14 protein-coding genes are annotated in these 10908 nt (G+C 55.2%); 5 read left to right on the top strand and 9 right to left on the bottom strand.

Going from position 1 to position 10908, the window contains the following annotated elements; translation table 11 throughout:
• Positions 1 to 30: 30 nt before the first annotated feature.
• Positions 31 to 444 carry a hypothetical protein gene (locus tag FPL19_RS14675; protein WP_150913497.1) on the bottom strand — a complete coding sequence of 138 codons (414 nt, stop codon included), beginning with the start codon at positions 442 to 444 and terminating at the stop codon, positions 31 to 33.
• Between the two features lie 130 nt (positions 445 to 574).
• On the opposite strand from FPL19_RS14675, the gene FPL19_RS14670 reads away from it, so the two are divergent.
• Positions 575 to 904, top strand: a complete 330-nt coding sequence (locus tag FPL19_RS14670) for a hypothetical protein (RefSeq protein WP_150913495.1) — start codon at positions 575 to 577, stop codon at positions 902 to 904.
• 7 nt (positions 905 to 911) lie between these two features.
• Positions 912 to 1388 (top strand): hypothetical protein, encoded by a 477-nt coding sequence (locus FPL19_RS14665; protein WP_150913493.1) that lies wholly within the window; start codon positions 912 to 914, stop codon positions 1386 to 1388.
• A gap of 52 nt (positions 1389 to 1440) precedes the next feature.
• Here the strand turns inward: FPL19_RS14665 and FPL19_RS14660 are convergent, their stop codons facing one another.
• Together FPL19_RS14660 and FPL19_RS14655 are read right to left on the bottom strand one after the other, a co-directional pair.
• Complete coding sequence (locus FPL19_RS14660) at positions 1441 to 2382, bottom strand: electron transfer flavoprotein subunit alpha/FixB family protein (protein ID WP_150913491.1); 942 nt, start codon at positions 2380 to 2382, stop codon at positions 1441 to 1443.
• Positions 2383 to 3132, bottom strand: a complete 750-nt coding sequence (locus tag FPL19_RS14655; protein WP_150913489.1) for an electron transfer flavoprotein subunit beta/FixA family protein — start codon at positions 3130 to 3132, stop codon at positions 2383 to 2385.
• Between the two features lie 364 nt (positions 3133 to 3496).
• On the opposite strand from FPL19_RS14655, the gene FPL19_RS14650 reads away from it, so the two are divergent.
• The 3 genes from FPL19_RS14650 (at position 3497) to FPL19_RS14640 (ending at position 6181) form a co-directional block, all read left to right on the top strand.
• Positions 3497 to 5149: an electron transfer flavoprotein-ubiquinone oxidoreductase gene (locus tag FPL19_RS14650; RefSeq protein WP_150913486.1), complete on the top strand. Its 1653-nt coding sequence runs from the start codon at positions 3497 to 3499 to the stop codon at positions 5147 to 5149.
• Positions 5150 to 5354: 205 nt separating this feature from the next.
• Positions 5355 to 5678, top strand: coding sequence for a DUF883 family protein (locus FPL19_RS14645; RefSeq protein ID WP_150913484.1), 324 nt, complete (start codon positions 5355 to 5357; stop codon positions 5676 to 5678).
• 2 nt (positions 5679 to 5680) lie between these two features.
• Positions 5681 to 6181 carry a hypothetical protein gene (locus tag FPL19_RS14640; protein WP_150913482.1) on the top strand — a complete coding sequence of 167 codons (501 nt, stop codon included), beginning with the start codon at positions 5681 to 5683 and terminating at the stop codon, positions 6179 to 6181.
• Positions 6182 to 6229: 48 nt separating this feature from the next.
• On the opposite strand, the gene FPL19_RS14635 is transcribed toward FPL19_RS14640, so the two are convergent.
• The 6 genes from FPL19_RS14635 to FPL19_RS14610 all read right to left on the bottom strand — a co-directional run bounded on the left by FPL19_RS14635 (position 6230) and on the right by FPL19_RS14610 (position 10797).
• On the bottom strand, positions 6230 to 6691 hold the full coding sequence (locus FPL19_RS14635) for an FKBP-type peptidyl-prolyl cis-trans isomerase (RefSeq protein WP_150913480.1): 462 nt from the start codon (positions 6689 to 6691) through the stop codon (positions 6230 to 6232).
• Positions 6692 to 6903: 212 nt separating this feature from the next.
• The gene (locus FPL19_RS14630; RefSeq protein ID WP_150913478.1) at positions 6904 to 7461 is read right to left on the bottom strand and encodes a DUF1285 domain-containing protein; all 558 of its coding nucleotides are present in this window, start codon (positions 7459 to 7461) and stop codon (positions 6904 to 6906) included.
• 45 nt (positions 7462 to 7506) lie between these two features.
• Entirely contained in the window at positions 7507 to 7956 is a 450-nt protein-coding gene (locus tag FPL19_RS14625) for a SixA phosphatase family protein (RefSeq protein WP_150913470.1), read from the bottom strand.
• Between the two features lie 25 nt (positions 7957 to 7981).
• Positions 7982 to 9049, bottom strand: a complete 1068-nt coding sequence (locus FPL19_RS14620; RefSeq protein ID WP_150913468.1) for an NAD(P)H-dependent glycerol-3-phosphate dehydrogenase — start codon at positions 9047 to 9049, stop codon at positions 7982 to 7984.
• 33 nt (positions 9050 to 9082) lie between these two features.
• On the bottom strand, positions 9083 to 9574 hold the full coding sequence (locus tag FPL19_RS14615; protein ID WP_150913466.1) for an STAS domain-containing protein: 492 nt from the start codon (positions 9572 to 9574) through the stop codon (positions 9083 to 9085).
• Positions 9575 to 9588: 14 nt separating this feature from the next.
• Positions 9589 to 10797, bottom strand: coding sequence for a PP2C family protein-serine/threonine phosphatase (locus FPL19_RS14610; RefSeq protein WP_150913464.1), 1209 nt, complete (start codon positions 10795 to 10797; stop codon positions 9589 to 9591).
• Between the last annotated feature and the right edge of the window lie 111 nt (positions 10798 to 10908).

Raw genomic sequence — 10908 nt, 5'->3', positions numbered from 1 at the left:
TTCATCCTGTTAGCGTAATTCGTCAGTTTTTCAGGCCTTTTGTGCGGCTTTTGCGCCCATCAGCACCATAAACAGCGCAACACCCAAGCCCCAGAACCCGTTCAATACCAGGCCGCCGGTCCAGGTCTGGGCGGTCACTTCCAGCCCTTTCATGGGAAACACCACCAGCATAGCAACAACCGTTGGTCCGATTGCACCGGCAATCACATTACCCAGCCAGAACACCAGACCCTTCAGCCGGCCCAGTAAAAGCCAAAGAACCATGCCCCAGAGACCGCCAAAAAATGCCAGGGAAAGCACCGCAGGCACCCCCAGTGGCGGAACCGGTGTGAGGTTAAACGGGGCGGATGGCACCATACCGGCCATATAGAACACCGCAAAAAGGCCCTGGTGGAAAATAAGTGTGGCGAGTAAGCCGCTGATGAATGCTTTTAACCAGATCATGTCATTTTCCTTCTCTATATTTCCCTGTAAGTTGATTTCAGACGTCGCAGCGGCCAATCGTTTCGCCTGTACAATCGCGCACACTGCTTAAACATAGCACTAACACACGATCACCAATGGAGGTTTTACATTGACCACCCTGCTGCTCACGTTGAGCATAATTCTCACCCTGATCAGCGCCTGGCTATTCTGGCAGGTCCGCATGCAGAAAGCCCTTATCCAGGACGCCTTGCAAGAGAGCCATGGGCCAGATGATACCCGGGAACCGCAGCTGGTACTTACGCTTCAGGTTGTTGATCCGATTGCCGTCGCCCGCCGGGAATCCCGTTCTGCCAGAGTGCTTGCAGACCGACTACCGGTGATGGTAACAAGGCTTGTGTATCAGGAGGTTATGAAGGAATTACAGAAAGAGCTGGAAGAACGGGATATTCAAGTCACCATGCAACTAGACTATCGCTAGGAGCTTTATGAACGCCCTGCTCATTACCAGCACTGTTCTAATCCTGGTCACCACCTGTTTTCTGGCGGTCGCCTTCTCGATACACCTCCGTAACCGCCGGGTCCTGATAAGCTTGCGCGCGGCCCAGCGTTCGGCCAACAGTCATATCCAGAAAAGTCGCATGGAGCTGCTGGAAACCCGCAACCGGGCCCGATTGCTTGAAGACACGGTGAAACAGGGCACTTCAGCCGTGGAAAAAATGCACAAGGCGATTGCCGCCACAACCTTCAGCCTGATCGACCACTTTTCCACCGACGAAGAATTCCGTGAAAGTGCCCGACGTGCCCGGGAAACCCACAACAATACCAGCGCCCAGATATACAAAGCGGCCCAGACGACCAATAAAGCGATTCATCTGATTGCCGATACTCTGTTCATCAGCCGCAAAGAAAAACGTTTGACCGCCCGCCGGTCAAAAGATCGCGACAGACCGCCACGGCAATAAGAGCCAGGCAATAAAAAAGGCACCCTAAGGTGCCTTTTTCAATCGCCGATGGTCAAAGAACCTTTTTCAGTTCTTCTTCCAGCTGTGGTACAGCTTCGAACAGGTCAGCAACCAGGCCGTAATCAGCTACCTGAAAAATCGGCGCCTCTTCGTCCTTGTTGATGGCTGCGATCACTTTGGAATCGCCCATACCTGCCAGGTGCTGGATAGCACCGGAAATGCCCACCGCGATGTACAGCTGCGGTGCAACGATCTTACCGGTCTGGCCGACCTGCATATCGTTCGGTACGAAACCGGCATCAACCGCCGCACGGGAAGCGCCGATGGCGGCACCCAGTTGGTCGGCAACGCTTTCCAGCATCTTGAAGTTGTCACCGTTCTGCATGCCGCGGCCACCGGAAATGACGATGTCGGCGCTGGACAGGTCAGGACGGTCGGACTTGGCAAGCTCTTCACTGACGAACTCGGACAGGCCTGCATCCTTCACAACGTCCAGTGCTTCAACAGACGCGGATCCGCCTTCAGCAGCAACCGGATCAAAGGCGGTGGGACGAACCGTGATGACCTTGATGCTGTCAGTCGCTTTCACGGTCGCGATGGCGTTACCCGCGTAGATCGGACGCACGAATGTGTCCTCGGACTCAACGCGCATGATGTCCGACACCTGGGCAACGTCCAGCAATGCTGCAACACGCGGCATGAAATCCTTACCGGTGGTGCCTGCGGAGGCTAGAATGTGGCTGTAACCCTTGCCAACTTCTGCCACCAGCTCTGACAGGTTTTCTGCCAGTGAGTGACCGTAAGCGGCATTATCCGCAACCAGAACCTTGTTCACGCCTTCGGCCTGTGCCGCAGCTTCGCCTACGGAACCACAGTTTTCACCGGCAACCAGAATGTCGATATCGCCACCGATGGCTTTAGCAGCGGCAACCACGTTGAGCGTGGACTGCTTCAGGCTGCTGTTATCATGATCAGCAAATACAAGGATGCTCATTTAGATCACCTTCGCTTCGTTCTTCAGTTTGTCGACCAGCTCAGCTACATCCGCTACCTTGATACCCGCCTGACGGGAAGCCGGAGCCTCAACCTTCAGGGTGGACAGACGCGATGTAATCTCAACGCCAAGATCAGCCGGTGACATGGTGTCCAGAGGCTTCTTCTTCGCCTTCATAATGTTCGGCAGAGAAGCATAGCGCGGCTCGTTGAGGCGAAGGTCGGTAGTAACAACCGCAGGCAGGCTCAGGCCAACCGTCATCAGGCCGCCGTCGATTTCACGGGTTACCTGAACTTTCTCCCCTTCAATAACCACTTCGGATGCGAAGGTGCCCTGGCCCATTCCGGTCAGTGCTGCCAGCATCTGGCCAGTCTGGTTGTTGTCAGAATCGATGGACTGCTTGCCAAGAATAACCAGCTTGGGCTCTTCTTTCTCGACAACGCTCTTCAGCAGCTTGGCTGCTTCCAGAGACTGGACTTCCTCATCGGTCTCGATGTGAATGCCACGGTCTGCACCGAGGGCCAGTGCAGTACGGATCTGCTCCTGGGCAGCCTTGGGGCCGATGGTAACCACGACGATTTCACTGGCAACGCCCTTCTCTTTCAGACGAACCGCTTCTTCAACCGCGATTTCACAGAATGGGTTCATTGCCATTTTGACGTTGGCAAGGTCCACACCGGTGTTGTCCGGCTTGACGCGCACCTTTACGTTGTAATCAATAACTCGTTTTACGGCGACCAGAACCTTCATAGATTCCTCGTTCTTCTACAATGAGTTTACGTTTGAGGACAGCTTCAATGCGCAGGGCTGCTGTCTGTCAGGGCGACATAATACTGCCCACAAAGGTCAGTGGGGTCAATAGAACAACCTTGATGTACCCTGCTGTACGAACAATGCCAAAGCCCGGACCAAATTTCAAACAAACGTTTGTTTGATTTCTGTTTTGCGGTATCCTCTGATTGAAACGAATCGGGCACTTTCAGGCAGAAGCGGTCGTTTATAGAGCCATAAATCGCTATCATACGGCTCAGCAAAAAGCCTCAGGAAACTGATGGCACACGATCAGGAAAGTGTCGAAAGGCACCCATAAATAGAAATGTTTGAGGAGACCAACGTGGAACGCGAATCGATGGAATTTGATGTTCTGATCGTCGGCGGTGGGCCTGCGGGCCTTTCGGCAGCCTGTCGCATCATGCAGATGGCCCAGGAGTCCGAACAGGAGTTGACGGTTTGTGTGGTAGAAAAAGGTTCCGAGATCGGCGCCCACATTCTGGCCGGCACGGTATTTGAGCCAACGGCCCTCAATGAACTCTTCCCGGACTGGAAAGAAAAAGGGGCACCGCTGAATACGCCGGTTACCCGCGACGACATTTTCCTTTTGAAAAACCAGAAAAACGCCAGCAAGATCCCCAACGCGTTTGTTCCCAAAAACATGCACAACCACGGCAACTATATTATTAGCCTTGGCAACCTGTGCCGCTGGCTGGCCGAGCAGGCCGAGGAACTCGGCGTTGAGGTGTATCCCGGCTTCGCCGCATCCGAAACCATTATCGAAGACGGCCAGGTTAAAGGCATCATTACCGGCGATATGGGCTTGGCCCGCGACGGTTCCGAGAAAGACGGCTACATGCCTGGCATGGAACTGCGCGCCAAGTACACCCTGTTCACTGAAGGCTGTCGCGGTCACCTGGGCAAGCGCCTCATCAATGATTTCAAGCTGGATGAAGGCAAGGATCCGCAACACTATGGCATCGGCATCAAGGAGCTGTGGGACATTGACCCGGCCAAACACGAGCCGGGCCTGGTCATCCACACCACAGGCTGGCCGCTGAACGAATCCGGCTCCACCGGTGGTTCGTTCCTGTATCACCTGGAAAACGGCCAAGTCTATGTCGGGCTGATCACGGACCTGTCCTACAGTAACCCGCACCTGAGCCCGTTCGATGAATTCCAGCGGCTGAAACTGCACCCGGAAATCAGCAAGCACCTGGAAGGCGGAAAGCGGGTCTCCTACGGCGCCCGCGCCATTACCAAGGGCGGCTTCAATTCCCTGCCGAAGATGAGCTTCCCCGGTGGCCTGCTGCTGGGTTGCGATGCGGGCACCCTGAACAGCTCCAAGATCAAGGGCTCCCACACCGCCATGAAGTCCGGCATTCTGGGCGCTGAAGCGGTGTTCGAAGCGCTGAAGGAAGGCAAGGCCGGTGAAGAAATCACCAGTTTTGAGGAGCGTTTCAAGGACAGCTGGCTTTACAAGGAGCTGTTCAACGAGCGTAACTTCAGCCCGGGCATGCACAAGTTCGGTAACTTTGTTGGTGGCGCCATCGCGTTCTTCGAGCAGAACATCCTGCACAGAACCCTGCCGTTCACTTTTCACGACACGGTGCCAGACTACGCAACCCTGAAACAGGCCGATCAGGCCAAAAAGATCGACTATCCAAAACCGGATAACAAGCTGACCTTTGACAAGCTGTCCTCGGTGTTTATTTCCAACACCAACCACGAGGAAGACCAGCCAGTTCACCTTAAGCTGACCAATCCGACGATTCCGCTTGAGGAGAACCTCCCCAAGTACAACGAACCGGCTCAGCGCTATTGCCCTGCCGGGGTGTATGAGGTGGTTGAAAAGGACGATGGCAGTGGTCTGAAATTCCAGATCAACGCCCAAAACTGTGTCCACTGCAAAACCTGTGACATCAAGGATCCGGCCCAGAACATCAACTGGGTAACGCCGGAAGGTGGCGGTGGCCCCAACTACCCGAACATGTAACCAACATACAGATAACGGTCCGAAAAAGGGCCGTCAGATTGCTAAAGGGGGCCTGGCAAGATGCATGCAGGCCCCCTTTTTCTGTGCTAGGGTTTTTATTGTACTCGTTGATGGATTGCTGATCTGAATAAGCAGTGACGGGTACAAAGTGTGATGCTTGGAAACGCCAAATTAACAAACACTTTGTTGTTTAAGGAGGCACGCTATGGAAGCCAAAACTACCCAGGACGACTACGAACAGGTCAAGCGGGATTTGCAAGCTCTACGCGAAGATCTGTCCAAATTAACCAAGACCGTTTCGGAAAGCCAGAAGAGCAATATCAGCAGTCTTCGGGATGAAATCCGTCGTGAAAGCCGTGAAGCTTTTGACCAGGTCAGACAGAAAGGCGACGAAGCCCTGCACCGTGCAAGAGATGCCGGAGATAAGGCCGTCCATGATGTCGAACACCGGATTGAAGAGCGACCCTTCCTGAGTATCGTCATTATGTTTCTGGCGGGCATACTCGTAGGCAAGATGTTTGATCGCTGATCATGCTTGATTCAGCACAGATTCAGGGTGCGTTACGCAAGGCTGCGGCTGCCATCATAGGCGTGGTGCTGTCGATGGTCTTGCTGACCGCCCTACTTATCACCGGCTTCTACCTTCTTGTTCAGGCCTCCCTCATCGCCATGTCGCCCTTTCTTGGCGAAGCGGGAGCCATGGCACTGGCGGGTTTTATCTGCCTGCTTTTACTCGCGATCGTTTTTCAGCGGCTTACGCGTCCGGTTCGCCGGGGCAAGTCGGGCGAGAAAGCCAGCGAAACGTCACGGTCTGGGATCGACGTGCTTCGCGACCTGATTCGAGAAAATCCTCTCGAAGCGGCTTTGACGGCATTTGCGGCAGGCGTCGTGGAACAGTCAGACCCGAGACTCAAATCACTGCTGTTAGAAGGTGGGATGAGTCTAATGAAACAAGCCGAAACGGAGCACGCCGGAACGACCGCAGAGACGAATGAGCCGGCTGCTCATCGGGATAAATCGGGAGGGGAATAAAGCCAGGCGCAGCAAAATGCTACGCCTGCTAAGGTCGTCGCTACTCAGTTAGTGAGCGTGACCATGCTCCTGCTCTTCATCCGTTGCTTCGCGAGCTTCCACAACTTCTACGTCGAAGTGCAGAGTCTGGCCCGCCAGCGGATGGTTGGCATCGATAGTGACGGTTTCATCGCCAACTTCTACTACACGAACGACCTGAGGGCCGCCCGGAGTCTGTGCCTGGAACTGCATGCCCGGCTCGATGGTATCGACGCCTTCAAATGCAGTCAGCGGAACAGGCTGAATCAGCTCTTCGTTGACTTCGCCGTAGCCTTCGCCCGGCTCGACAGAAACTTTCACCTGATCGCCAGCATCTTTCTCGTTCAGGGCGTTTTCCAGTCCACCGATGATGTTTTGCGCACCTTCCAGATAAGACAGAGGCTCGCGACCTTCTACACGGGAGGAGTCCAGCTCTTCTCCCTGATCGTTTGTAAGCGTGTAATGGATGGTGACAACACGTGGTTGGGCCATGTGATCTCCTTGCGTGTCGCAATGACTGTTTAATGAATGAGTGGGTAATCGAAAGTAATCATGAACAGCCAGACTGCACAGAGCAACTTACGACCACCGGGCCTCGTTAGAGAGCCAGGCTCGGTAACAAGTGTGAAAATACAGTCTAACAAGTGTCATGCTGCGTTTTCTACCGTGAAATAGTGGGGTCGGGGCTGATGTTTTCAACCGTTTCAGGCAATTCGATAGAAATTTCCATGACTCCAGACCCCCATGGGATCGTCCGGATCCGGATTATCGGCAGCCACCAGATCGGCCAGCTCGTAATAGGCCGACGTCACCAGCCTGGCCTCCAGGCCATGGGGCAGAAGTATCACCGGCCGCGGCTCGTCCGTCCCGGGATAGGTGCCGACGGAGAGCGGATGTTGCTCGTCAATGGGAAGTTCTTCACCAACACTGGTGGTCACCGACAGGGCACGCTCCCTGCCCTCACCTTCAACCTTCAGGCTGTGAGCCAGTAGCGGAGCGTCTTCTACCTCGATGCGCCACTTCTCCACCGGCGTGACCAGGTAGTAATGGCCGTCTTCTTCCCGACGCAAAATGGTAGAGAACAGCCGGACAATCGCTTCGCGAGCCATGGGTTTGCCTCGATAGAGCCACTGCCCCTTGCGATTAACCACAATATCGATATCACCGGACAGTTCCGGGTGCCATTTGTCCAGCGGCGGCTTTGCCTTTTTACCGGCGACAGACTCAATCTGCTTCGCAATGGCGTCTGGTTTCTGACTCATAGATATCAGCCCTGTTTGGTTGCAGCATGAGGTAACCTGACTGTTTTACGGCAGGAACTGCGCTTTCAGATCGGCGCAGCCTGGGCCCGCTACCGGCATATCCAGCACAATAGCCTGGGCGGTCATCAACGGTATGCCCTGTCGGTGTCCGTCAACAAAAAGCGTAGCCAGGCTGCCCACAAGCGGCATGTGGGACACAATCATCAATTTGGATTCCGACGACTCCAGCACTGCATCCAGGCATTTGCCGGGGTCGTCATCAGGGGTAATGAACTCTTTTTCGTAGACCGGACAGTTCAGTATTTCGGAGGCGATGGCCGCAGTCTGGCGCGCCCTGACCAGGGGGCTGCACCAGAGCGTTCTGGGCCGCCATGGCGATTCGGCAATCTGTGCTGCAACTTCGGCCACCGCCTGCCGGCCATATTCGGTCAGCTCCCGCTGACGATCGAGGGAGTGATAACCTGCCTCGCCGTGTCGCATAATGATCAGTTGCACGATAACCTCCCAATTCCGATGCCGTTCACTGGGATATCGTTCTGGGCAAGATAAATTCCACGTCGGAATTCTGGACCGACATCATCAGGCTGTTAATCACCGCATTGATTGAGGCGCCCTCATACATGATCTCGTGCAGGCCGCGAACCAGCGGCATGTAGATACCGATTGCCTCGGATTTCTGTTTCACCAGTTTCAGCGTATAGATGCCTTCTGCCACCTGCCCCAGTTCCGCCACGGCGTCATCCAGATCCTTGCCCTCACCCAGAGCATAACCAATCCGGAAGTTCCGGCTTTTGGAGGAAGTACAGGTAACGATCAGGTCTCCCACCCCGGCCAGCCCCATAAAGGTCATCGGGTTTGCTCCCAGGCTGACGGCAAACCGGCTCATCTCCGCAAGGCCGCGGGTAATGAGCATCGCTTTGGCGTTCTCGCCAAGACCACGAGCCGAGGCCAGGCCGGCAATGATGGCATAGATGTTCTTCAGCGCGCCCGCCAGCTCCACGCCGTAAACGTCGACATTGGCGTACACCCGGAAATACTCACAGCCAAGCAGCAACTGGAGTTCCCGGCGCACATCCGGATCTTTTGCGGCAATGGTGGTGGCGGTAAGGTCACGGCTGACAATTTCGCCGGCGAGATTAGGGCCCCCGAGCACGCCAATCCGGCAGCGGGGAATTTCTTCCACCAGTATTTCGCTCATCAGCTTGAAGCCGTGTTCTTCGATACCCTTGGTCAGGCTGACCACAATCTGACCGTCCCGGAAGGCGGCGCTGTTCTCGCGGATCACAGCACGGAATGCCTTACTGGGAATCGCAACCAGAACCGTGCCGGCATTCGCCACGGCTTCCGGCAGATGTATGGTAGGCCGGATATCGCCCTCAAGCTTTACATCCGGCATATAGCGGGTGTTGTAGCCGGTTTCCCGGATCTGGTCGGCCTGCGCCTGATCACGCATCCAGAAATGGACGGTGTGGCCGTTCTCTGCAAGAACCTTGGCCATGGCCGTACCAAAGCTGCCGCCACCCAGTACAGCCACATGCTGACCGCTGGCCCCGGGCCTCTGCGGTTGGGCATCAGTGTTTTGAGACATAATCTATCCCTTCAATGGGGTATGGCCCGGGCTTTAGCCGGGCTCTTCGCATTCCAGGGCGCGCACCAGGTTCTTGAATTCTTCCCGGTTGCGGCTGTTCATGCCCATCAGCACACGATGGGCTTCAAGGACCTTGTCGCGGACTTCCTGTTCACTCGCCTTGAGCACGGGGATTTCTTCAAGCTCTTCAATGCGGGAGGCGGGCTCTTTCACAATAATAAAAATCTTGTCAAAGCCCATGGAGATGGCGATACGGGTGATGTCCGGATTGGTGGAGATCAGTGTGGGTAGGAACTGGCTGCGCTTCTTGGCGGCCATGGCGATCTTTGCAAGCAGACCGAGCGTGGTGCTGTCGATGATGTCGGTTTCGGTAACATCAACCACTACGGTTTTGAAGTCCGGGTCCTGAGTGATGGACTCAACAAGATTGTCCAGCGTTGAACAGAGGTTTAGCCGGATTTCTCCAATAAACTTGAGGACATAAATGCCCTGTTGTTCCGCCTGCAGGATTTTATAACCAGCCATTGAGTTCACTGCCACTATGTCGACGTCGGCCCATTGATAACGGACTTCGAGTCCGTCACCGATACGATAGCAATATCGTCAGGTAACTCTGTGATCTCTTCCAGATTCAGAGCATCGCTTAATGCCCCAATAGTGTGACGGCCTCCAGATACGACTTCAAGTAGCTGCCGCTCCTTTTCATCCAGGCTCTTCTCCCGGATAACTTCCAGAATTCCGTCTGAAAACAGAATCAGATTGAAAGGTTCGTGCAACGGAACCTCGTAAACTTCCCATTGGGGATCTTCAAAAAGCCCCACCGGCAACCCGCTGCCCTCGAGAAACCGTGTCTCGCCGCTCACGAAAGACAGGATCGGCATCGGGAAATGCGCACCGACCGAGTAGCGCAGCGCTCGCTCGGAAACCGAGATAATGCCCACGAATACCGTAACGTGCTTGCCCAGCCCGGTATCCAGCAGTTCGGTATTGATACGATCCAGGAACTGATTCGGGTGCAGAATGTCACTGCTGGACCCGCGGCGCAGGTTGCGTTGCAGCCGGTTGGTCAGGTTTTTCAGCAGAACAGTCACGAAGGCTGAACTGGCGCCATGGCCGGATACGTCGGCGATGTAAACCAGGACTTTGTCGTCGGATAACGGGAAATAGTCGAGAAAATCGCCGCTCAGATAGAGCGAGGGTTTGATAAGGTGGTCGACGCTAAGGCCTGAAATGACCTGTTCGTGGTCAGGCAGCATCTTGAGCTGGACCTTGCGTCCGGCATTCTGGTCGGCGCGGAGCTCGGCAATACCGTCGCGCAAGTCGCGGTTGGCCTCTTCCAGCTCCTGACGGTAAAGATGATTGAGCCGGTTAACGCGAACCCGGTCAAACAGCTTGCCGATCACATCATCCAGGGCGCCCTTGTCGTCGGCGCAGGGCTTGAGCGCCACATCGGCGGCGCCCGCCCTCAGTGCTTCTACAATATCGGCGGCTCGGTGGGTGGCCGAAACAGCAACAATAGGCGCAAAGATACCTGCATCATCCAGGCGGCCGACCAGCTCCGATATAGCCGCGGGGGACAGGTCGGCAAAGATGATATCCGGGGTGTCGCGATCAAACAGAGAGCGAGCGGAGGCCAGGTCCGGGGAATCGTAAACGTAGAAGCCCCGGGCGCTCAGGTAACGGCCAAGCTCTGAACGGGCATTTTCGTCTGAGTCGATGATCAGAATGCGCTCGGTGCGCGATGTCATGGTTGTGCCCTAAACTGCCAGCGGTAAAAGGAAATTCGGCCATCCGTCATCTATTCTGGCATGCCCCTGTGATATAACAAGCCATCTTTACCGAATTTGGAGGAACAGATC

The sequence above is a fragment of the Marinobacter halotolerans genome, from assembly GCF_008795985.1.
In the GTDB taxonomy this organism is placed as follows: domain Bacteria; phylum Pseudomonadota; class Gammaproteobacteria; order Pseudomonadales; family Oleiphilaceae; genus Marinobacter; species Marinobacter halotolerans.
The sequence above is the reverse complement of the archived record's forward strand: the minus strand, read 5'-3'. Positions and strand labels throughout refer to the sequence as shown.